This window comes from Nitrobacter sp. 62-23 (assembly GCF_001897285.1).
Lineage (GTDB): Bacteria > Pseudomonadota > Alphaproteobacteria > Rhizobiales > Xanthobacteraceae > Nitrobacter.
On record NZ_MKSM01000064.1, the window covers coordinates 44,445 to 64,107 of the forward strand.

Genomic DNA, 19,663 nt, shown 5'->3' on the forward strand with positions numbered 1-19,663 from the left:
GCATCGGCGCGCAAGGGCGCCGGCGAGATTGATGGGAAGGTGTGACCGGCTCTCTCGCTTGCTTGCTCACTGGATGGGATCGGCCCAGTCACCTGCCGATGCGCGAAGCCTCAAGAAGGCACTCCCGTCGCGCGCACGACAACCAAGGCGGAAAAGTGCCCCGGTCGCAATCCTCATTTTCGAGCGGCCATGACCTTCGTCTCAAGCGCCTGCGCATGAGGCCGCAGGTGCTCGACGAGATGTTCGGCATGGACGTATCCGCCCGAAGCGCCGGGCAGCTTCTGTCCGAGCAGCAAGGCGCTCTCCGCGTAGGGCACGCCGGCCGCGATGAACATGGTGCGGGCCAGATGCCGGTATTCGTGCGGGCTCGGCAGATCGCGGCGCGGCTCCTTCGGCTCCTCGACCCTGCCGCTCTCACTCGTCGGCGACGGCCAGAGCCATTCGCTGTTCAAAGGTGCATCCGTCTCAAGCCGGGTGTTCAGCATGTCTCTGAGATAAGTCCCCATCGGAAACATCATCGCCTGGTCGCTGGTCTTCATGTGCTTGAAAACGATCACACCCCGCTCGAACTCCACATCGTTGCGGCGCACCTGCAAGAGCGATGAGCGCCGCGCGCCGGTGAGCATGAAGGCGCGGTGCAGATCGCGCCGGATCGGGCTCAGGGTTTCGGTCGCCTCCCACCAGGCGGCAAGATCAATCGCGTCCACCTCCCGCCGCTTCGGCGTCGGCAGGCGGATCGCCGCCACGGGATTGGCCGGGATCGTTTCATCCAGGCGCATCGCTGTGTTGATGACCGCCCGCAGGGTCCGCATCACGCAGATGGCGACGGTCTGGCCCTTCGTGGTCCGCAAGCGCTCGTAGATGTCCCGGACCTCCGAGCGCGAAAGGTCGGCCACGGCCCGGTTCCTGATCCGGGTCAGATAGTGATCGACGTTGTAGCGGTAGCTCTCGGTCGTCGCCTCGCGGAACGGCTTCTCGCCGAGATGCGCCTCAAGTGCCTGCAAGACGGTGATGCCGGTCTCCTCCGGTCCCGCGGTCGGGTCCACGCCCGACTGTATCTGCGACATGATGGCCTTGGCCCGGTTCCGAGCCTCGCGAAGGCCGATACGGTCGGCCCGGTCGATCTTGACCCGCACGGTCCGCACATGGCGTCCATTCCGGCGAACGTCGCCCTGAACGGCAAAGGTCTTGGTGGTGGCATGGCAGACGACCATCAGGCCCTTGACCTGCTCGTCACGCCAAATTCCAGAGTTGAGGGGAAGCTCGCGGATGCGAGCCTCGGTGAGGTTCACGACAGCCATTTTGGTCTTCTCCGAGCACCGGGTTGAGCACCGCACGGCGATCGCCGAGGATCACCGCACGTCGCCTATGGTGTCGTGTAAGACCTTGTCCGCGAACCAATAATCTCCGATAGTCCGCTGCCGGTCACCCTAGGTTCGCGCATTTTGTAAACCGAAGGTCGGGAGTTCGATCCTCTCCGCCGGCACCATTTTTCATGTTCCGTGAGGACCGACGAAGAACAACTGCGTCCACGTCCAGAAATCCCGGACGGCCTTTCGATCGTCGTGAAGGACGAAAGCTAAACGTCAGAAGAGCGTCATTTAGTCCGCAGGATGCAGCAGGGTCCCGGGCCGTAAACGACTGTCGGCAGCCCGAACAGGACGGGATCGTCGCGGAAGAAGCGCTCGATACCGATACCTCCCGGTATCGTACCCGCCGGGGTGCCGTAATAGGACACGCGTATCGTCGAAAAAATTATCGCACGCCGCCGCACGGAATCGACGACTGCCAGGTTGGTGCAACTCCCGTCGAGCGCCCGCAGGCAGCGCTGAGGCGGTTTTGGCGCCTGGATGGCCGTTTGAGGCGAAGCGGGCGCGGGTTGTGCGGGTTTCGCAAAGGCGCCCACAGTGAACGCCCACATCAGTCCTCCGCATGCCACCGAGGCGATAGTGATCGCATAGCGCATATTCCTATCCTCTCAGAATTGCAGGTTCGCTGTAAGCGACGTGGTCCAGGCGCGGTAGCTTAGCTGTGGCGGAAGATATTCTCGCACTTCCACCGGAACGGTCGAGGTTTCGAGGAACGCGCCGGTGTCCTGATGTACCCAGGAATAGCCTCCCTTCAACTCGATCGAGGCGTGCGGCGAGACGGTGTAGGTCGCGCTCCCGCCAACCAGATGCTTGGTTTTTGCCGGAATGAATTCGGCGTTGATCTGATCGTAGAAATTATCCGAGCGGTAGAGGAAGCTGTAATTCGCCGCAAGCTTTAGCTGCTCCGTGATCAGAAAGGAGGGCTCGACCGAGCCGATCACGAGATGGCTGTTGGAATTGCGCCGCTCCACCACAAGAGGACCGAAGATCCCGGGGATCTGGTTCTTTTCCTGGAATGTATGCGACACGCTCATCACCAGCGCCCATTGCGGATCGAACTGATATTGCGCGACGAGGTTGCTCACATAGCGATCACCGGCCTTGCCGCTGGCGACGCCATCGACCTTCACCACCGTTTCCGACATGTACGCAAACGATCCCTCAAGCGCGAGGTTGTCGATCTGCGTCTTCAGATTGGCGTTGGCTGTAAAGACGCTGCCCGGATCGATCTGGTTCTTGAGGTTGAAAACGCCGAACCCCGTCGCGGCGGACGGATCTATTCCCTCCCTCATGAAACTGCCCTGCCAAGCATAGCCGCCCGAAACCGACAATGCAGTATTTTCATTCAGCCCGAAAACCAGCCCCGCCGTCGGATTGACGTTGAAGCCGGCGCCATAACTGCCGATGTCGACGAGGTCGGGGTCCATGCGCGCGAAACGCTGGTTGTTCGGAAGGTACGACGTACCGGTCGGGATATTGAGGGCGACGCCGAACGTCGGCTGAAACGTTTCGAAGTTCTGGAGCGTCGCAGTAACCGAGGCCTCGGAATCGATCGGACCGTTGTAGGTTGCCTGCTGTCCCGCCGTTTCGTGCCGCGCGTAGACATGACCGCCCTTGAAACGGGTTTCGAGTTTCATTGAGGAGGAATCATCGTAGTCGATGCCGATCAGCGTCGGCGTGTAAACCTGATAGCCCTTGCCGCGATCGGGCGCGAACACGTTCACGCCGCGCGTGCCGGTCCAGGCCGAATAGTGCGGACCGGTACTCATGAAGGCCGACCACGTACCCGGAAGGCCCGGATCCTGCTGCGGGCTTTCCAGCGTCCCGACGGGATCGCTCAGGCCGAAATTGACCCGCGCCATCACCGTGTGCATGTCGGCGCTCACGCCGTGAATGACCGGGTTGGCCGGGACATTGAGGGTGGTGTCGATAACCTCGTGGCGGCCGACATGATCCTTGCCCTCGAACCGGGTGTAGGCGTATTCGGCGCCGATCGTGATATTGCGAAAGAGGCGGTATTCGAGACCCGCCCCGACCGTCCAGCCGTTGTGCCAGCGCGTGTCGCTCCAGTCGAAAATCCCGAAATTCGGCGTGAGGTATCCTGACGTCTGGATCTGGCCAAGGGCGTAACCGCCCTTCACATATAGCAGCCAGTTGTCGTTGACGGCATAGCCGAGCCGCGCCGTCAGGTTGAAGACGGATTGAATGTCGGTCGTGACGAAGGTTTCCAGCGGGACAAAGGCCTGGCCCTGCGCCGGATCGAAGTTGTTATTCTTCTCCTGGCGAAGTGGATTGCTCATCCAGGACAGTTCGGCACCGACAAGCCACGGTCCCGAGACCATCGTATTGCAGCCGACCTGTGCGCCGACGATGCCGCGGCGATCCTTGAAATCGGCACCGTCAATCAACTGCGGATCAAGATTGCCGGTGGAGGTATAGGGATTGCTGTTGCGATAAACCCAATCGGAACGCGAAGACGCGATCCCCATCCCGGCGCCGACATAACACCCCGCCCAGCCATAGGCTGGATAGCTCTGGGCCTCTTCAGCCGGAGGTGCCTTCAGCGCCATATCGGCCGACTGCGCCACTGAATCGAACTGCGCCAGCCAAAACATGCCCCAAACAGCAACCGACGCACACCAAGCCGACCGCGCCGACCCGCGGCCGGCGCATGCTTCCCGACGATCCATTCCCCACCCCATCTGATCGATCAGTCGCGCGTGAACTCTCAGTTCAGCGCATGTTACCGATGATATTTCTGTTGATCTGCTGCTGCGATGATTGAAGCTTGCCGATCATTGATCTTGTTTTATCGGCGCGACTCTGCGCCTGTTGAAGCCTCTTTTCATGCAGCGGCAGAGGTTGCGGGTTCAGCGCCTTGGTGGCGTTGCTGTTGATTGCATTGCCGTTGAGCTGCTGCTGCATCGATTGAAGTTTGTTGAGTTGCGAATTTACCGCCTGCCTGTTCTGCGCAGCCGCGCTTGTGCGCGTTTTGTCTGGCCCCGGCGGCAGAGGCTGCGGGTTCAGCGCCTTGGTGGCATTGCTGTTGAATGCATTGCTGTTGATCTGCTGCTGCATCGATTGAAGTTTGTTGAGTTGCGAATTCACTGCCTGCCTGTTCTGCGCAGCCGCGCTTGTGCGCGTTTTGTCTGGCCCCGGCGGCAGAGGCTGCGGGTTCAGCGCCTTGGCAGCCTCATTACGCTGGAACTGCGACCGCGTGCCTTGCAGGCTGGTCGCCGGCTTCAGAAACGCCTTGCCGCCGTGCATTTGCGCGACAGGCCCCGCATTGATGCGGTTCTGCGCTACGGCGAAATCCGTCGTGGCGGCAAGGGATGTTCCGAACAGGCCCGTCACCATGATCGCAACGGTCCGTTTGATGTTTCTCTTCATGGGACTTCTCCGGATTCGATCCAGAAATGGAATCATGAGCGTCGATTTACGTCTCTATCTCCTGATCGACGTCGGTATGAAACTGCTGGCACGCGGACCATGTCTGGCAGTATCGGCCGCCCGTTTGGCCATGATCGCCGGAGCAGCGGGCGTCGCCAGCAATGCGTTCTGCCCCAGCACCCCGAGTGGCTTCTTGGCGCTGTTCGCTACCGTCGTGATACCTTTCCCCAAATTCTTGCCCCCGGAGAGGACGGCTCTGCCGGTGACCTTGACGGTCTTCTGGCCGGCGCGGATTGCACCCATCGCAATCTTTCCGCTCGTGTTGGCGGTGACGGTCCCGACAACTTTCACCGCGCCGCCTGCTACTTTGCCGACGCCCTTGGCTACTCCGCCCGCTGCCTTCCCGACTCCCTTGGCCACCCCGCCCGCAGCCCTCCCGACGCCCTTTACGGCACCCCCGGCCGCCTTCCCGATGCTTTTTGCGGCCTTAACGGGGTTGAGGCTGAAGGCTGAAGCTGACGGGGCTGTCGCAATGATCGATCCCGCCAGAAATCCTGAAATTGCCGCCAGCCGAAATGCTTTCAATAAAATGGCCATGACTATTCCTTATTCTTCTGCTTCGAAGCAGCAGATTGCCGCCGTGCAGCCGGCCGCGACCAGTCGTCAAATGACGACTGGTCAACAAATATTCCTATGATTCGAATCCGGTTTTTCGCTGCTGTGACTGGAGCACAACAAGCTCTGCAGGACCGGCGTCCCAAAGGGCGAATTATTCCGTTCGAAGCTGTCAGGTTTCAGTTGCTAGACTAGGTCCAAATCCGCGCCTCGATACCCGACGCAACAGTCTGGGTTCGATCTCCCGCAAATCGCGGACATCAAGATCAACGATCTTGATCCGGTGATGCGCGCGGCGGCAAGCACGTCGAGCTCGCCTCGATGAATTTGAGTTTCTCGCCTCCGGGGCACAGCGGCACCGCCCTGCCCTCCTTTAGGTTCTATGAAATTCGCTCCGATCGCCACTGACCGCCCTTGCTTTTGACGAGCCGCCACGTCCGCGGCGCTACCTGTGTTCCTTTCGCGGTACGATAGGTTGGAATGGAGAGATGGATGTCATCGCCAACCAAGCGGCACTCGGCGATCACGGTGACGCCGTCGCCAAACTCGACAAGGCACGCGGGTCCCTCCTTTTGGTCATCCTCGACGGCGACGCGACCGCGACGAAACGCATGACTATGAGGGAATACGAAACGCATGGAGCGGGATCCTCGCGGTTTGCAGGCTGTTCGAAATCTCTTCACCGGCCTGCCGGCGACATCGGGCCGTGTCGCAGTTTGAATGTCGGCTTCCAAACATCCTTGGTCCTTCGCCTCAGCTTTTCGCCATCAAAAGGTTGGCGTCCCGCGCAAGTCGCCAGCGACCATCTGGCTCCTTGCGGAACAGCGTCAGGGTGTAGCCGGTGCGGTGCACCGGCTCGCCGGTCGGTGGGGTAATACTCAGGTCGATCCGATTGCGCGTGAATGCCCAATTTCCCAGTATTTGAATCTCAGCGATGTCGTTCGTCCCGTCGATCTGCAGACGTGCGGCGCTGAGTTGGTTGGCGGCCGCCTCGAACGCCTCTCGACCAAACGGCTCCTGACCGGGAACCATGAAAACTACGTCCTCGGTCATAAGCGAGAGCACCGCGGCCGTGTCACCCGATTGGCTTGCCTGCATCCAGGTTGCAACAATTTGCCGGATCGCTCGTTCGTCTTCCGTCATCTCGGCCTCCATCTAAGCCTCGAATTGAAGGAGTAGTTTCGAGAGGACCCGCTCCTCACGCTGCCGCCATCGCGGGCGTTCGAGCCGGGAACGGCCGGAACATCATCAGGATCAACATGGCCGCCAGTCCCATACCCCACGATCCGATATACATCAGCGCGTAGCTCGCGAAATGATCATAGATCAGGCCGCCGAGCAGCGGCCCGGTAGACATGCCGAGGCTGCCGGCCATCGCCGTGCCGCCGATGATCGTGCCCATCATCCGCAGCGGAAAATTCTCGCGGATGATCACGGCATAGAGAGGCATCGTGCCGGCGTAAATGAAGCCGACCACCACTGCCACGGCATAGAAGCCGCCGAGCTGGCTGACGAACGCATAGGCGAGCACGCCAAAGGCCTGCGCCAGCAGCCCGATGACAAGAACGCGCTGCGCGCCGAACCGGTCGCCGGCAAGACCGAATCCGATGCGCCCGAACATGCCGGCTATTCCCTCTACGCTATAGATCGACACGGCCGCGATCATCGGGATGCCGCAGGTCACGGCATAGCTCACTGTGTGGAAGATCGGGCCGGAATGGGTGGCGCAACAGAAGAAGTTCGCCAGCATCAGGATGATGAATTGCGGCGAGCGTACCGCCTGCCGCACCGTCATGCCGGCCTGCGGCTCGTCTGTGCCTGTTTCGGCCTGCGCGCCTTCCAGCGCCGGCGGGCGGCGAACGAGCAGCGCAGCCGGGATCATCAGCACGGCTGCGATGCCGGCGATGATCAGCATGGCGGTGCGCCAATCATGGACAGTGACCAGCCAGGCCGCGAGCGGCGCCATCGTCATTGGCGCCAAGCCCATGCCGGCGGAGACGAGCGAAACAGCAAGCCCGCGCTGCGTGTCGAACCAACCGGTCACGCAGGCCATCATCGGCGCGAAAACCGCGGCCGTCGACGCGCCGACCAGAACGCCGAACAGAAGCTGGAACTCGACCAGCGAGCCCGCCCGGCTCGCAAGCGCCAGACTGGCCACCAGCACGACCGAGCCCGTGAGCACCACTGGACGTGGCCCGAACCTGTCCGAGAGATTGCCCCACGCCATGCTGGCCGCCGCCATCGCGACGAAGCCGAACGTCATCGCCGTGGAAATGCCGGTGACCGACCATCCGGTGTCCTGTGACATCGGCCGCAGGAAAACGGGCAGCGAGAACATCGCGCCGATCGCGACACAGCCCAGCAGACCGCCCGCTGCGACAATCACCCAGCGATAGGAATGGCTCATGGCGTTCTCCAGCTTTTCCATGCACCGCATCGTTGTCGGCGCGATCTGTCAGTGAATTGCGCGATCAGGCTGGAACGTAGGTGAGTCTGACCGCGTGCTCGCCGATACGATCATGGGCAACAAGGCGCAGCGGCGACCGGGGGCCGGCAAAGAACGGCTTGCCGCGGCCCAGCACGACGGGGTGGAGGTACAGCCGATACTCGTCGATAAGAGCAAGCTCAGTCAGGCTTAGCGCCAGGACTGGGCCGCCAACGTCGATCTCGCCGTCGAGCTCGGCCTTCAGCCCGCGTATCACCGTCTCCGCGTCATCCCGGATAAGTGTGGCGTTCGGCCCTACCGATTCCAAAGAGCGGGACACGACCCACTTGCGCTGGGCGCGCCACGCCGCAGCGAACTCGCGTTCCGCAGCGTTCCACTCGGGATGATCCTCATCCCAATAGCGCATGACCTCATAGAGGCCGCGACCGTACACACTGCCCGTCAGACCGCGGACTTGCTCGATGAAATGACGGAAGAGCTCGGGATCAGGCGCAAATGCCTCGTGATCATGGTCGACGTAGCCATCCAGAGACTGGTTCATTGCAAAGACGAGCTTCGCCACTATCCAAGCCCTCATTCGCGATTGTTCCGGACGGCGTCCGACGCGGGGCGGAAGCGGGTTATCCGACCCGCGCTCCGCTTTGTCGGTGATCCGTGATCAAGAGGTCCGCTTCGTGCCAGCGCCGACTCAACCCTGGGCCGGCTTCCAGCCGGCTGAAGGTATGGTGTTGACCATCCAGGGGACGCCGAACCTGTCGACGAGCGAGCCAAAGCCGGGCGACCAGAAGGTCTCGCCGAACGGCATGACCGCCTTTCCTCCTTCGGATAGTTGGTCGAACCAGCGCTGCCCCTCATTCTTGTCTGTGGTATGCAGGGTGACGTCGAACCCGTTCTTGGGCTTGTCGACGTTGCGCGCCCAGGCGACGTCCATGTCTGCGCCCATCAGGGCCTGGTCGCCGACCTCGAGCCAGCAGTGCATCAACCACGTCTTGTACTTCTCGTCGGTGATCGGCATGTCGGGAGGACCGTCGCCATAGGGCATGGCGGCGGTGATCTTTCCGCCCAGGACTTTGGCGTAGAACTCAAAGGCCTCGCGGCACTGACCCTGGAAGCTGAGGCTTGTCACGATTTTCATGGTCGTCTCCTGTCTTGTCGGATTTCGAAGAGTGTCAGGCGAGATCGAGCTGCCAGGATACGCCGAAGCGGTCAGCGACCCAGCCGAAGCACTTGCTGAAGCCGTAACCATCCAGCGGCATCAGCACCTCGCCGCTATTTGAAAGTTCGGCGAACAGCCGCTCCTGCTCCTCGCCAGACTTGCATTCGACGAAGAAGGACCAGGACGGGGTGAAGTCGAAGGCATGCTTGACCGGACTGTCGCTGGCCATCACGCCCTGCCCGGCGGCCCGGAAGCGCGCGAGCTTGATGCTGCCCTCCGCGCCCGGCAGCGAGACGTAAAGACTCATTGTCGTCTCGGCGTGGCCGCCCTGGAACATCAGGAACGGAAGCATCTTCGACATCGCTCATTTCCTTCGTGCGGAACTGCTGAAAGCGGTTCCGAACGGATTGACGCTCTTAATCTAAGTTGATATCAACATATCTAATTCAAGGATGTCAACCCGCGAAATGAAGGCTTCCCCGGACTTCGAAACCACCATTCTGGTGCGTGACACCTGCCTGTGCCTGCATGCGCAGAGGGCTGCGCGTGCGCTCGCGCGCCAGTTCGATGTCGCGCTGAAACCCGTTGGCATCACCAGCGGGCAGTTCTCTCTTCTCATGTCGCTCAACCGGCCGGCGCCGCCGAAGCTCGGCAGCGTGGCGGCGCTGCTGGCGATGGACAGGACAACCTTGACTGCCAACCTGAAGCCACTGGAGCGTCGTGGCCTTGTGAAGACGGCAAACGATCCTGCGGACGGTCGTGCCCGATTGTTGCAACTCACGCCCGCCGGGCGCACGATTCTGGCCAAGGCGGTGCCGATCTGGCGGCATCTCCATGCCGAGATCGAAAAGGTACTGTCAGATCCGGATCATCTGCGTTCCGAACTGAATCTCATCTCGAGATTCGACATTGAGGGCGGCGTCGCCGGCTAAGAAGGTGCAGCGGGCGTTCGTCCGGAGGCATCGTGGCGGCGCGAGCTAAGCGCACGCAGACATGGCGTGCTCGATCGATCTTGCGGTCTCACGAGTCGCAGCACATCCTCACCACCCTCGCGGGCAGCATCAATGCAAGCAGGATGCGATCCCAGCGCTCCGTGCCGGGTTGTAAGCGGATGCGGGCCTAAAAGATCACCGGATTCACGCGCCACAAGACCAGCGCCGATATGCCATAGACGACGATGAGAAAGGCGACGAAGATCCAGCCGAGCGACCCGTCGAGCCCACCGACTGGCAGAAAGACAAGGGCAAGCAACGCCAGCGGCAATCCGATCACGTAGCTGATCGCGAGCGCTCAGACATTGGCGCGGGTTCGGTAATCGTCATCTGTCCGTGCTCCTTTTCTCAGAAGAAAGGAACCTTCGCTCGGGCATTTATCGCCTCTTTTTCCCCTTCTGATCGATCAAGACTGCCTGTTGCCATCGGCTTGGCACCTTGTCGGTGCGATGAATGCAGCCCGCCCAACAGCAAGGACGTTTCTTGCCCTCTAGCAACTCGTCGCGCGTTCGCTCGATGCGGCGCTGGCGTGTCTGCGACTGCTTTGCATCCTCCACCCAGCAGATGAATTCATTACGACCCAGCGGCGTCAGGTTCTCCCACAACGCAAAGACTTTCGAATCCGATCGCAAGGCCGCTTGAAGGTCTTTGCCCGCTTTGTGAACGGTGCCATGTGGAAAGGTATTTGCCATGCAACCTCCAACAACGCGACCAACAGCAGCCGCCACTCTCGTTAGTCGATGATCTCGGCGCCCTCCGCCTTCAAACGGGCGAGTCCGTCCTTCATCTGCTGGAGCCGCTCTGGCGGATGACCTTGTGGCCACATCATCACTTCGGCAATAACGCGCAGCGGGTCACGGGAGCGATAGGACAGCGTCGGATTACCGGGAAACTTCTTGTCCGTCAGGTTGGGATCGTCCTCGATCGGCCCGGTCGGCTCCACGACATAAATCCGTCCGCTTCCACTGCCCGCGGACAACTCGGTGCCCCAGATCGCAGCATCCAGCGTGCCCGTGAACCCAGGACAGCGGCTTGCCTTCGAGAAAATTCGACTGGCAACCTGTGACGATCAGGTCTCCGGGTTTCAGATCGGTTTTGGTCCCGTGGAAGAACGATTGTGCGAACATACTGGCAGTCGCTGACATAGACTCGCTGCTCCTTTGATCTGCATCGAGGGCTGTCCCTGCGCCATCGCCGCATCATCGGAAATCTTGTGTCTAACTTTAATCTCATCAATGTGGCCGTAATTGTCTCGTCTCAAGACGGAGACTATGCCAGTCAGGGCTACCTGGACCCTGAGATTTCCGATAAAGGCGGACACGCGAACTCGGCATCATATTGTGCTGTCTTTGAGCTTCACCCTTAGCAGCTAGGAAGCATAGCCTCGCTTCAGCAACATGCTCGCTGCGCGATCAAACTCCGATACGGATGGCATCGCAAAATCAAGCGCATTGGCATAGCGCGTAATGATGTTGAACACTGCTGCCACAGCCGCGGCATCTCTCAAAGCGGCGATCGTCGCCCCCGAACGAAGCGCGGCCTGTGCGTGGGTCGCAGACAACTCCATTGGCCGCAGCGTCATGATTTCGAGGAAGGCAAGCGTGCCCTTCAGTGCTTCAGATATCGAGGCTGATCTGAAGTCGGTAAGCACGGCATCGACCAGGCTGCGTTCTATTGTCTTTGCGGCGACCGCACCGTGAGCGCCGATGCAGAACGGGCAAGAATTCCATTTCGCGACCATGGCCGCCATCAGCTCGCGCTCGCCGATGCTCCATGAGCTTGGACCGCGCATGGCCGCTTGCGTCCATGTGCCCATCGGAGCGCTGAAGAATTCCTTGTGGTAGAAGGCGACGCGGGCGGCGTCCGGCAGCCACATTCCTGAAACCATCGAAATGAACCGGATCAGCAGGCGGCTCTTGAAACTGTCGCCACGGTCAATCTCATGCAGGCGCATCGTCGCACTCGCTCAGAACATTGAGGGCCTGTTGCCAGCGGAGCAATCCGGCTCCTGTTGCAGCGACCGCGATGACTTCAAAAGCAGCTTTCTCGCTTCCCGCCGCCGTAACGACAGCGGCAATATGGGCATCCGTCGTGCGATACGCCGCCTCTGCGATCTGGCGCGCGAGGTCGTCAAAGGGAGGCTCGATCGGTGGTCCGCCTGTCGCTCGTTCCGCAACCCGGCGACGCAGGGCCACGTCGGTTTCGCCGGGACCGTCGAGAACCCGTTGCTTCAGCGAGTTTGCCAATGATGCGTGATCCGATTGAGTGGACATGGTTGTCCTCCCACGTCGTGAATCAAAGCGAATTCTGATCCGGTTTCACCTTGCTCGCATACGCCGTCAGCAGGCTAGACCAACCGCAGGACGAGTCGAAGGTTTCGCGCGTGACCGCCGCCCGATCGCCCATGTTCTCCAGCAAGCGGTGCTCCAGATCGACCCGCGTGGCATTGTCACCGATCGGCGTGAACCTGATCTCGACCTCGGTCAGAAGGTTCGGATCGTAGCGCCAGTCAACGCCGATCCGCCAGGCCAGCACCAGCCTGTTGGGCTCATCCCAGGTGAGCACTTCGCCCCACTCGCATTCGCTGCCATCTTCGCCGATCTCGTACCAGCGTCCGCCAGCCCTCGGCTCGATGATCGCGTTCTTCAAGGGCGACGAACCAATCGAACGGTTCGCAGGCCACCAGGTTCCAAGACCGCGCGTAAAGACGTCGAACGCCTTCTTCAGGGGCGCATCGACAGTGATGGATTTCTTGACCGAGGCTGGCGTTATCTTGGCGGCTGCCGACATACCTTCGTTTCCCTCTTCGTATTGATCGCGTCTCGGAACGCGCCAAGTGCGTCGGTCCACATGCTGTCGAGCCACGCGCGCATCTCGCCGAGCCCTTCGGGATCGATGTGATAAATGTTGCTCGCGCCACGCGGTTCGGCCCGCACCAACCGGGCATCCCGCAGCACCTTCAGATGTTGCGAGACGGCGGGCTGCGAGACCGGGAGCAAGCGAGCCAGTTCCGTCACCGACCGCGGATTCGCGGCGATCAACTCGAAGACCTGTCGGCGCGTCGGATCGGCCAGCGCGACCATGTGACGATAATCATAAGTCATAGCTTATCATAATCATGAACTTATGTTCTGGCAACCCTCCTGCGAGGGTCGATGCCGTGACCGCGGGAAGCCATCGCGAGCCGCGACCCAGAACTGGAGCGGCGAGAGCCGCGATGAGGTGTTCGATCGCTACCGCAACCAGCAATCGGCGACGGCATGGATCAATGCGATCGAGGCGATTGCGCCATTGGCCTCGCCTTTCTCGAAGTCCCCGGCCTGGCCCATCTGGTTTGTCACATGCGCAAAGCAGAGAACCGGTTTCTTACGCGCCTCGGCGAACGAATAGAGTGCGGCAGCCTCCATCTCGACCGCGAGGATGCCCTCCGCTCGCGCAGCGTCGATGGCTTCGGGCGTCTCTCGATAGGGCGCATCGGTCGTCCATGACGCACCACGTTCGACCGGCGTGCTCGATCGCGCGAGCGCAGGTGTCACCACCGCGACCAGTGCCGGATCGGCTTCCGCGTAGTCCTTGTCGGCGGGCAGGTAATGGTAGCTCGTCCCTTCATCGCGCAACGCCCGCTCGATCAGAATGAAGTAAGGTGGTTCTCGCAGCCGTTTGATCTGTCCGGATGAAGTGACGCTGAGAAGCAGCCGGCAGCCCGACACGAACATTTGCTCGGCAAGAAGCACCGCATACGACGCGCCGACGGCGCAGCCTACGATGCCGTAGTCGCGTCCATCGTGTGTGAAACGCACCATCTCGCTGTGATAGCAGGCCCACCCCTCGACTGGCTCCGCACGTCCCGCAGAGCGAAGATGGCGCACGATATCGCCGTCCGGGTCGAGGATGCAGACGTCCGGGATCGGGTTCTCCGGAAGATTCTTCTGACGGCGTGCCTCGCGCAGCAGGTTGTCCGGACTGAATACCGATGCCGACTTGTGATGCTTGGCTCGCAGAATAGGCGGCGTCTTGCCGGTCATGCTTCGCCCGACTGCCGCTTGAAGACGCTGAACTGGAAAAGCTGCACCGAGTCCCAAGGCGTATGATGAAGATGACGCTGCGAGCTGACCAGCATGAACTCCGGCCCAAGCTTGTCGGCGAGGCCGGCGGAATCATAACGCATGACGGGCAGTCCGCTGCATTTTTCTGGCCCATCCAGGGCAAACGTCGCGATGATGGCGTATCCACCCGGAGCCAGTGCCTGTTTCAGGCGGGCGAGGTAGGCGGAGCGATCGCCTTCGGTCACCATGAAATGGAAGGTCGCCCGATCGTGCCATACCTCGTAGAGGCGCGTCGGAGTCCAGGCCGTGATGTCGGCGACGATCCAGTCGACGGCAGAAGCCGATGCGCCGAAACGCGCTTGTGCCTTGGCGAGTGCGGCGGACGACACATCGAGCACGGCGACGTTGCGAAATCCCCGCTGCACGAGATGATCGACGAGATGCGAGGTTCCGCCGCCGATATCGATCACGGGGGACGCGAGCGAGGCGGCCGCGGCTGTGACCAAGGCGAGCGAGGGCTCGGGCGAGTCCTGATACCAGCTCACCTCCTGCTCGGTCTTCGCCTGATAGGCCCGTTGCCAGTGCTCTTGGCGATGCTCGGTGTCCATAGGATGTTGCGCTCAACGACGATGGGCAAGGAGCTGTTGTCTGCGTTCCGCAGGTGACAACACCCCCATCATTCAATAATATCGTTGAATGATTGAACGAATAGCAGATGGCGTCAAGTAGCGGACCTAAGCAGGCTGTGTTTGCTGGTCTCGCCGAGATCGCGCAAGCGCTTGGCCACCCACACCGTTTGGAGCTGCTGGAGCATCTCGGTCAGGGAGAGCGGAGTGTCGAGGAATTGGCGGCGCTTACCAGGCTCACGTTCGCTAATACGTCGCGCCACCTGCAAATCCTTCGCCGCGCCGCGTTGGTTTCGACCCATCGCGACGGCAAGCGGGTGCTCTACTCGCTCGCAGGTCAGGATGACGTCGTTGCATTGCTGAAGGCGCTCGGCCGCGTCGGTGAGCGCAATGCCGCCGAGATCGAGCGCGTGCTGGCGGCCTATTTCCGTGCGCGCGACGCGATGGAGCTCCGCGCTCCTTCACCTTCGCACAGAGCTGGCGCAAATCTTCGGCGGTGATTTCCGTCAGGAGCCGGTTTTTCCAGGCCGGGAGAATATCGCGGTCGGGGATGGATTTGCGCATCGACCGCGTGCTTTCGGCCATCCGGGCTTCTTCGAGCCAGACCTCGCCGACGGCACCGAATCAGTGAGATCGCCATAAATCCGCGTCCGGTCCGGGGGCAACCGGATATCAACAAAAGGGGGTGTCGGTAACGAAAGCCCGCGTCTCGACCATCCTGCGCCATACCAACATCGCGACCAACAAAGTGGCGGGTCGGAGTGACAGGCACCCGGCCCTATGCCAGCCTGCCGAATGCCGCAACAATGGACATGCTAAATGACGCTCGAAGACCTTCGAAACTACGCCACCATCGGTGCAGCGCTTGTGGCGCTTCTTGTCTTTATCGTGAACGTACGATCGCAAGCTCGCAATCGAAGAATAGAGAATCTCGCCCGCTTTAACGAGGTTCATCAGAGGCTGTTCGCCCGTCACGGCTACCTGGCAAACAATTTAGACGCAATCGAATCCGGGACCATGCAGCGGGACCCAAGCAATCCTCTTGCCGAGACTCAATTTCATCTGATGCTTCTCGAAATCGAGCGGCTTGCGATCCTGGCGAATAACAAGGCGGTGCCTCGATCAACGCAGATCTACATGTTCGGCTCTTACGCTCCAACGATCCGAAGGCTGATGACCAGGCAGGAAAGCGAAAGCATGTATTGGGAGCTGGCGCGAAAATATCTCGATAGCGTTGCCGCGAACGCCCGCGACTACGAAAAGCTGACCAAAGCCGAGCGGTCGCAGTTTTGGCGATGATGTCCCTCTTTGCCACATGCCGCAGCTTCACGAGCCCTTCGGAAAGACTACAATGGGCGGCGCAGGAAGTGGATCATTCCCACTCGATGGTTCTTTGCCAAGATTGCGCGTTGAACTTGCGAATCAATTTGCTCCGACCCATCTCCTGAATCCGGCAGACGACCCGCCAAAACTTTTTGCTACTGATTTTTCAACAGAAAATCACGATCTCGCATTCAACGTCGTTTCTCAGTCTTTCGACAACGATCGAATGAATCATGAGCCTTTTGATCGAACGATCTAGGGTGCGATGACGTATTACTCGCCTCGCAGGGGGGAGAGAAAAAGACCGTCAACGCCGTTATCACAACGAGCCCGTAGCCACAGGCGAATTTTGAGTGCCGCTTCTGTCCGAACAAAAGTCACTCATCTTCTTCAGCTGCCGCCAAGCGCTCCTCAAGTTCTTCCACGAACGGCGAGCGCCCCAGGCGTTGAGCACCGTAGCGACCAGGAATCCAGCCGGAATAGAGCATATGCACTGCGTCGCGCGCCCGGGTGAGCCCAACATAAAATAGGCGACGGCTTTCTCGAAGCTCATCTTCGGTCTCACGCCGCCACGGCATCGCGCCCATGTCCATCCCGACCATGATCACGACGTCGTACTCACAGCCCTTGGCGGAATGCAGCGTCAGAAGATTGATATGGGTGGGCGAGCCATCTCGCCCTCCCAAGCTCTTGAGGTCCAGCCCTTCGAGCTTCCCGCCTTCAGCGAGGGCCTCGCTCATCCGTCGGACCTGCTCGCGCTGGTCAGCAAGACTTCGCTCACTGGCTGTCAGCGGGTCGACTAATGTCCTTCGGATCGCAGCAACGAAAGGCGCTGCTTTACCTTCGTCGGCGCGATGGCCAGACAGGAATAAGGTTAGTGCGCGTGCCACACGGCGCGCCTCGAGCTCACTTGGCCGGCCGGATCGGAATCCAGTCCATCGCGAAATGAGCCCAGCGAGTTGGGGCCGTCCGGCCCGCCAGCCTCCTGCGCACCATGCAGCACAATCCTCGATCCAACTCGTAAGGCCGACCTTTTTGTACGGGGCAGCGTTGTCGACGCGGATATAGTCGTAGCCGGCCGCCGTCAGAGAACCCGCGAATACATCCCCCACATTGGCAGCGCGATACAGGATCGCGATGTCCCCCAATGTGCGGCCCGGCTTTGCGGCTAGCGCCGCCGGGATGAGGTTTTCGACGACGTAGGCAGCTTGATCTTCCAGCCCGCCTGGCCGCTCGGTGAATTCAATGACTGCCTGGCGCCGCGGATCACGGGGCCGATAGCCACGTGCTTCGCCCAGAGCCAACTCGGACGCGCGGATAATCCGTCCCGCCGAACGGTAGTTGAGCTGAAGCCGGACCGCCTCGACATCGTCGCGCTGCGCAAGCTCGTGCAACAGAGCACCGTCCGCGCCGGCGAAGCCGTAGATCGACTGGTCGGCATCGCCCACTGCGAACAGCCGCACACCGCCCTCGAATGCGAGGCGCTCCACAATCCGGTGGAGTGGCACGCCCAGATCCTGGTACTCATCAACCGCCAATACAGGCCAGCGCGCCTTGAATGGCCGGCAGCACCCAATCGTGGTCCGACACCAGCCGGTTGCCGAAGATCACCAGATCGTCGAAATCAATCAGGCCTGCACGACGCAGCGCCGCTTCATAACCCTCGGTGATGCGAGCGAGGTCGGGATCGCTCTCCCAATCGGGCGCATCTCGATCGAGATGAATGCGCCGATACTTGCCCATATCGTGTGTTTTATATGGCTGCCCGACTCCGAGCAGACGCTCTGCCACCTGTTTGAACGCACTATCTGCCTGGCGCGTCGTCGCAAGCGTCAATGGATACGGTACGGCTAATCCCGCCAGGTGTGCATAGGGTGTCAAGATATGCCGAAGGCAAAAGCCGTGCACGGTACCCACGAAAAGATTGGGCGCATCCCGCAACCCAAGCGCCTCCAGCCGCCGCGTCAACTCTCGGGCACATTCCTGACTGTAGGTGATGCAGGCGACACCGCGGGGGGCTCTGACATCTTCAGAGAAAATGCGCGCCAGCTTCACCACCAGCGTTTTGGTCTTTCCGCTCCCCGGCCCCGCGAGGACAACGCAGTGCCCACGAGAATCGTAGGCAGCCTGCTGCCCCGGATTGCCGACCAAATCGCCGGCGTGCCGCAGATAGGCGGCGCTGGTGCTACGCGACGGCATCACGGATGCGCTCCAACGCAGTCCGAATATAGGCTGGGCACCGACGCTCAGTTGCGCCTGCTGCCAACCGTTGCGCGAAGCGCCCTTTGCCGACCCGCTCGATCAAGCCGAGCAACCGATCAACATTCACGGTCGCGGGATCGGCCACCCAGCCGTCGATCTCTTCGCGCCCCGCCCGGCGCAGAGGCAGTTCCGATTTGAGGATCTGGCCCATGCGGCGCGCAAGGCCGGAGCCAAAGAGTTCTGACTCGAGTGTGCGCGTGTTGACGAAAATGCCGTGCCGCTCACCGCGCCGAAAGATCGCAGCGTCGGCGAGATCGGCATATGCGGGGCCGGGCTCAACAATCTCAAGGAGCTTTTGCACACGCCCACGCGCCAGCGGCGGACCAGCCTCAACAGGGTCACGATCGGTCAAGACAACGTAGGGGATCGAGAGGCCGGCCGGGCCGAGCAGCTTCACATATGGCGCGAAATTGGTTCCTCCAACCGAGCAGACAGAGATGCCGCGCTGATCGAGAGGAATGTCCAGCGCCTCCGCGAAAGCCGGGACGAGGAAGCGCTCGGCATCGCCTTCAACCAAAATGACGCCGCGGGCAAAGAACAGCTCGCCTCGCGTCACATCGATGTAGCGCTGAAGATCGGCTTCGTCCGCCTCGGTCAGCGGCGTGTTCGCAGTTGAAAATCCGACCGTGCGATCCCCTTCGCCGTCGCGGCGCAATAGCACGAGTGAACGGAGCGGCGCGATGCTGGCGATGTGCGGCGAATGCGTGGTCAAAATCATCGTCAGCCGCGTCGCCGGCGCCGGATCTTCGTTGCCATCCACCTCCTCGTCCTCATCCGCTTCGTCATCGGGTTCGGCCAGGAAGTGACGATAGACCAGCCTTTGCACCTGAGGGTGCAGGTGCGCCTCCGGCTCCTCGACAGCGAGGAAAGTGTGATCACGCTCTCCCTCCCCGACGAGCCGATCGAGTTCGAGGCTTTTCAGCGCCAGGAAGATTAGATTTGCGGTGCCCAGGCCGGCGTCCGCTATGCCACGGGCTCCGCCATCGATCAGCAGGCGCAATGCGCGCAGCAAGGCGTCGATGCGTGTCGGCGTGATGCCGAGGGAGATCGGGGTTGCATGTGCCGGTCCCACCATCTCCTGAAGGCGATCGCTGATGATCTGCGCAACGGTCTGCACCTCGTCACGTTCGGCGAGCGTGTTCTGAGCGGTGTCTACTGCCTCCTGGATTGCAGCGCGGTCGTCCTCACCCAGTCCTGCCGTCAGCCCCTCGATCAACGGCCGCAGCGGAGAGTGCCGCCACGTTGGCAGGTCTTTCTCCGCATCGCGCAAAGCGGCGAGAACATCGATCGGCAGCATGCGCCGCAGACCCGAACGCATCGCATTGTCGGGATCGAGACCGCCAAAAAGGATATACTCGTAATCGGCCATGCTTTGCGGATCGCCGTCCAGGTCGGCTTTCGGCTGGAAACGGTAAGTAAGCCGCGACACCATCGGCG

General features: G+C 61.0%; 25 protein-coding genes and 2 pseudogenes. 5 read left to right on the forward strand and 22 right to left on the reverse strand.

The features are described from left to right. Window positions 1–173: 173 nt before the first annotated feature. From BGO16_RS05405 to BGO16_RS05420, 4 genes are all read right to left on the reverse strand, one after another. Window positions 174–1,301, reverse strand: a complete 1,128-nt coding sequence (locus BGO16_RS05405; protein WP_292617560.1) for an integrase — start codon at window positions 1,299–1,301, stop codon at window positions 174–176. A 296-nt stretch (window positions 1,302–1,597) separates the two neighbouring features. Then, a complete protein-coding gene (locus BGO16_RS05410) occupies window positions 1,598–1,966 on the reverse strand; it encodes a hypothetical protein (RefSeq protein ID WP_292617561.1) in 369 nt (122 codons plus the stop codon). Window positions 1,967–1,978: 12 nt separating this feature from the next. Next, a complete protein-coding gene (locus BGO16_RS05415; protein ID WP_292617562.1) occupies window positions 1,979–3,985 on the reverse strand; it encodes an outer membrane beta-barrel protein in 2,007 nt (668 codons plus the stop codon). 118 nt (window positions 3,986–4,103) lie between these two features. After that, window positions 4,104–4,760, reverse strand: coding sequence for a hypothetical protein (locus BGO16_RS05420; protein ID WP_292617563.1), 657 nt, complete (start codon window positions 4,758–4,760; stop codon window positions 4,104–4,106). A 34-nt stretch (window positions 4,761–4,794) separates the two neighbouring features. On the opposite strand from BGO16_RS05420, the gene BGO16_RS05425 reads away from it, so the two are divergent. Continuing rightward, complete coding sequence (locus BGO16_RS05425; RefSeq protein WP_292617564.1) at window positions 4,795–5,457, forward strand: hypothetical protein; 663 nt, start codon at window positions 4,795–4,797, stop codon at window positions 5,455–5,457. 671 nt (window positions 5,458–6,128) lie between these two features. Here BGO16_RS05425 and BGO16_RS05430 read toward each other — a convergent pair. The 5 genes from BGO16_RS05430 to BGO16_RS05450 all read right to left on the reverse strand — a co-directional run bounded on the left by BGO16_RS05430 (window position 6,129) and on the right by BGO16_RS05450 (window position 9,338). Next, complete coding sequence (locus BGO16_RS05430; protein ID WP_292617565.1) at window positions 6,129–6,530, reverse strand: SgcJ/EcaC family oxidoreductase; 402 nt, start codon at window positions 6,528–6,530, stop codon at window positions 6,129–6,131. A 43-nt stretch (window positions 6,531–6,573) separates the two neighbouring features. Then, window positions 6,574–7,782 (reverse strand): MFS transporter, encoded by a 1,209-nt coding sequence (locus tag BGO16_RS05435; protein ID WP_292617566.1) that lies wholly within the window; start codon window positions 7,780–7,782, stop codon window positions 6,574–6,576. Between the two features lie 64 nt (window positions 7,783–7,846). Next, window positions 7,847–8,383, reverse strand: a complete 537-nt coding sequence (locus tag BGO16_RS05440; protein ID WP_292617567.1) for a dihydrofolate reductase family protein — start codon at window positions 8,381–8,383, stop codon at window positions 7,847–7,849. A 126-nt stretch (window positions 8,384–8,509) separates the two neighbouring features. Beyond that, window positions 8,510–8,956 (reverse strand): VOC family protein, encoded by a 447-nt coding sequence (locus BGO16_RS05445; RefSeq protein WP_292617568.1) that lies wholly within the window; start codon window positions 8,954–8,956, stop codon window positions 8,510–8,512. A gap of 34 nt (window positions 8,957–8,990) precedes the next feature. Then, complete coding sequence (locus BGO16_RS05450) at window positions 8,991–9,338, reverse strand: VOC family protein (RefSeq protein ID WP_292617569.1); 348 nt, start codon at window positions 9,336–9,338, stop codon at window positions 8,991–8,993. A gap of 106 nt (window positions 9,339–9,444) precedes the next feature. On the opposite strand from BGO16_RS05450, the gene BGO16_RS05455 reads away from it, so the two are divergent. Then, on the forward strand, window positions 9,445–9,909 hold the full coding sequence (locus tag BGO16_RS05455; protein WP_292617570.1) for a MarR family winged helix-turn-helix transcriptional regulator: 465 nt from the start codon (window positions 9,445–9,447) through the stop codon (window positions 9,907–9,909). 187 nt (window positions 9,910–10,096) lie between these two features. On the opposite strand, the gene BGO16_RS05460 is transcribed toward BGO16_RS05455, so the two are convergent. From BGO16_RS05460 to BGO16_RS05500, 9 genes and pseudogenes are all read right to left on the reverse strand, one after another. Beyond that, window positions 10,097–10,249, reverse strand: coding sequence for a hypothetical protein (locus tag BGO16_RS05460; RefSeq protein WP_292617571.1), 153 nt, complete (start codon window positions 10,247–10,249; stop codon window positions 10,097–10,099). A gap of 97 nt (window positions 10,250–10,346) precedes the next feature. Further along, window positions 10,347–10,661, reverse strand: a complete 315-nt coding sequence (locus BGO16_RS05465) for a YdeI/OmpD-associated family protein (protein WP_292617572.1) — start codon at window positions 10,659–10,661, stop codon at window positions 10,347–10,349. Window positions 10,662–10,702: 41 nt separating this feature from the next. Beyond that, window positions 10,703–11,114, reverse strand: a pseudogene (gene arr, locus BGO16_RS05470) (NAD(+)--rifampin ADP-ribosyltransferase). A gap of 224 nt (window positions 11,115–11,338) precedes the next feature. Further along, complete coding sequence (locus BGO16_RS05475; RefSeq protein ID WP_292617573.1) at window positions 11,339–11,923, reverse strand: hypothetical protein; 585 nt, start codon at window positions 11,921–11,923, stop codon at window positions 11,339–11,341. Then, window positions 11,910–12,242 (reverse strand): hypothetical protein, encoded by a 333-nt coding sequence (locus tag BGO16_RS05480; protein WP_292617574.1) that lies wholly within the window; start codon window positions 12,240–12,242, stop codon window positions 11,910–11,912. Before BGO16_RS05480 ends, BGO16_RS05475 begins: the two co-directional genes overlap by 14 nt. A gap of 22 nt (window positions 12,243–12,264) precedes the next feature. After that, window positions 12,265–12,759: an SRPBCC family protein gene (locus BGO16_RS05485; RefSeq protein WP_292617575.1), complete on the reverse strand. Its 495-nt coding sequence runs from the start codon at window positions 12,757–12,759 to the stop codon at window positions 12,265–12,267. Beyond that, the gene (locus BGO16_RS05490) at window positions 12,738–13,073 is read right to left on the reverse strand and encodes a metalloregulator ArsR/SmtB family transcription factor (RefSeq protein ID WP_292617576.1); all 336 of its coding nucleotides are present in this window, start codon (window positions 13,071–13,073) and stop codon (window positions 12,738–12,740) included. The genes BGO16_RS05485 and BGO16_RS05490 overlap by 22 nt, the downstream gene beginning before the upstream one ends. A gap of 129 nt (window positions 13,074–13,202) precedes the next feature. Further along, window positions 13,203–13,994 carry a nucleoside phosphorylase gene (locus BGO16_RS05495; protein ID WP_292617577.1) on the reverse strand — a complete coding sequence of 264 codons (792 nt, stop codon included), beginning with the start codon at window positions 13,992–13,994 and terminating at the stop codon, window positions 13,203–13,205. After that, window positions 13,991–14,623, reverse strand: a complete 633-nt coding sequence (locus tag BGO16_RS05500) for a class I SAM-dependent methyltransferase (protein WP_292617578.1) — start codon at window positions 14,621–14,623, stop codon at window positions 13,991–13,993. The genes BGO16_RS05495 and BGO16_RS05500 overlap by 4 nt, the downstream gene beginning before the upstream one ends. A 107-nt stretch (window positions 14,624–14,730) precedes the next feature. Between BGO16_RS05500 and BGO16_RS05505 the strand changes: the two genes are divergently transcribed. Next, on the forward strand, window positions 14,731–15,141 hold the full coding sequence (locus tag BGO16_RS05505; RefSeq protein ID WP_292617579.1) for a metalloregulator ArsR/SmtB family transcription factor: 411 nt from the start codon (window positions 14,731–14,733) through the stop codon (window positions 15,139–15,141). Here the strand turns inward: BGO16_RS05505 and BGO16_RS05510 are convergent. Continuing rightward, window positions 15,083–15,265: pseudogene (locus BGO16_RS05510) on the reverse strand (integrase); the annotation flags it as partial. The gene BGO16_RS05505 and the pseudogene BGO16_RS05510 overlap by 59 nt on opposite strands. A gap of 243 nt (window positions 15,266–15,508) precedes the next feature. On the opposite strand from BGO16_RS05510, the gene BGO16_RS05515 reads away from it, so the two are divergent. Together BGO16_RS05515 and BGO16_RS05520 are read left to right on the forward strand one after the other, a co-directional pair. After that, complete coding sequence (locus BGO16_RS05515) at window positions 15,509–15,940, forward strand: hypothetical protein (protein ID WP_292617580.1); 432 nt, start codon at window positions 15,509–15,511, stop codon at window positions 15,938–15,940. A gap of 52 nt (window positions 15,941–15,992) precedes the next feature. Next, entirely contained in the window at window positions 15,993–16,223 is a 231-nt protein-coding gene (locus BGO16_RS05520) for a hypothetical protein (RefSeq protein WP_292617581.1), read from the forward strand. A 118-nt stretch (window positions 16,224–16,341) separates the two neighbouring features. Here the strand turns inward: BGO16_RS05520 and BGO16_RS05525 are convergent, their stop codons facing one another. Genes BGO16_RS05525 through BGO16_RS05535 form a run of 3 tightly spaced genes read right to left on the reverse strand, consistent with a single transcriptional unit; the run spans window position 16,342 to window position 19,658 of the window. Then, on the reverse strand, window positions 16,342–17,502 hold the full coding sequence (locus BGO16_RS05525; RefSeq protein ID WP_292617582.1) for an ATP-dependent helicase: 1,161 nt from the start codon (window positions 17,500–17,502) through the stop codon (window positions 16,342–16,344). After that, window positions 17,492–18,163 (reverse strand): UvrD-helicase domain-containing protein, encoded by a 672-nt coding sequence (locus BGO16_RS05530; protein WP_292617583.1) that lies wholly within the window; start codon window positions 18,161–18,163, stop codon window positions 17,492–17,494. The genes BGO16_RS05525 and BGO16_RS05530 overlap by 11 nt, the downstream gene beginning before the upstream one ends. Further along, window positions 18,150–19,658: a TOPRIM nucleotidyl transferase/hydrolase domain-containing protein gene (locus BGO16_RS05535; RefSeq protein ID WP_292617697.1), complete on the reverse strand. Its 1,509-nt coding sequence runs from the start codon at window positions 19,656–19,658 to the stop codon at window positions 18,150–18,152. The genes BGO16_RS05530 and BGO16_RS05535 overlap by 14 nt, the downstream gene beginning before the upstream one ends. Window positions 19,659–19,663: the final 5 nt, after the last annotated feature.

Bases quoted from the DNA above. Each gene is read 5' to 3' on its own strand.
- BGO16_RS05410 (WP_292617561.1), bottom strand. From the start codon at position 1,966: ATGCGCTATGCGATCACTATCGCCTCGGTGGCATGCGGAGGACTGATG.
- BGO16_RS05485 (WP_292617575.1), bottom strand. From the start codon at position 12,759: ATGTCGGCAGCCGCCAAGATAACGCCAGCCTCGGTCAAGAAATCCATC.
- BGO16_RS05520 (WP_292617581.1), top strand. From the start codon at position 15,993: ATGGGCGGCGCAGGAAGTGGATCATTCCCACTCGATGGTTCTTTGCCA.
- BGO16_RS05455 (WP_292617570.1), top strand. From the start codon at position 9,445: ATGAAGGCTTCCCCGGACTTCGAAACCACCATTCTGGTGCGTGACACC.
- BGO16_RS05450 (WP_292617569.1), bottom strand. From the start codon at position 9,338: ATGTCGAAGATGCTTCCGTTCCTGATGTTCCAGGGCGGCCACGCCGAG.
- BGO16_RS05425 (WP_292617564.1), top strand. From the start codon at position 4,795: ATGAGCGTCGATTTACGTCTCTATCTCCTGATCGACGTCGGTATGAAA.
- BGO16_RS05430 (WP_292617565.1), bottom strand. From the start codon at position 6,530: ATGGAGGCCGAGATGACGGAAGACGAACGAGCGATCCGGCAAATTGTT.
- BGO16_RS05500 (WP_292617578.1), bottom strand. From the start codon at position 14,623: ATGGACACCGAGCATCGCCAAGAGCACTGGCAACGGGCCTATCAGGCG.
- BGO16_RS05445 (WP_292617568.1), bottom strand. From the start codon at position 8,956: ATGAAAATCGTGACAAGCCTCAGCTTCCAGGGTCAGTGCCGCGAGGCC.
- BGO16_RS05420 (WP_292617563.1), bottom strand. From the start codon at position 4,760: ATGAAGAGAAACATCAAACGGACCGTTGCGATCATGGTGACGGGCCTG.
- BGO16_RS05435 (WP_292617566.1), bottom strand. From the start codon at position 7,782: ATGAGCCATTCCTATCGCTGGGTGATTGTCGCAGCGGGCGGTCTGCTG.
- BGO16_RS05405 (WP_292617560.1), bottom strand. From the start codon at position 1,301: ATGGCTGTCGTGAACCTCACCGAGGCTCGCATCCGCGAGCTTCCCCTC.
- BGO16_RS05495 (WP_292617577.1), bottom strand. From the start codon at position 13,994: ATGACCGGCAAGACGCCGCCTATTCTGCGAGCCAAGCATCACAAGTCG.
- BGO16_RS05480 (WP_292617574.1), bottom strand. From the start codon at position 12,242: ATGTCCACTCAATCGGATCACGCATCATTGGCAAACTCGCTGAAGCAA.
- BGO16_RS05490 (WP_292617576.1), bottom strand. From the start codon at position 13,073: ATGACTTATGATTATCGTCACATGGTCGCGCTGGCCGATCCGACGCGC.
- BGO16_RS05530 (WP_292617583.1), bottom strand. From the start codon at position 18,163: ATGCCGTCGCGTAGCACCAGCGCCGCCTATCTGCGGCACGCCGGCGAT.
- BGO16_RS05475 (WP_292617573.1), bottom strand. From the start codon at position 11,923: ATGCGCCTGCATGAGATTGACCGTGGCGACAGTTTCAAGAGCCGCCTG.
- BGO16_RS05505 (WP_292617579.1), top strand. From the start codon at position 14,731: ATGGCGTCAAGTAGCGGACCTAAGCAGGCTGTGTTTGCTGGTCTCGCC.
- BGO16_RS05465 (WP_292617572.1), bottom strand. From the start codon at position 10,661: ATGGCAAATACCTTTCCACATGGCACCGTTCACAAAGCGGGCAAAGAC.
- BGO16_RS05535 (WP_292617697.1), bottom strand. From the start codon at position 19,658: ATGGTGTCGCGGCTTACTTACCGTTTCCAGCCGAAAGCCGACCTGGAC.
- BGO16_RS05415 (WP_292617562.1), bottom strand. From the start codon at position 3,985: ATGTTTTGGCTGGCGCAGTTCGATTCAGTGGCGCAGTCGGCCGATATG.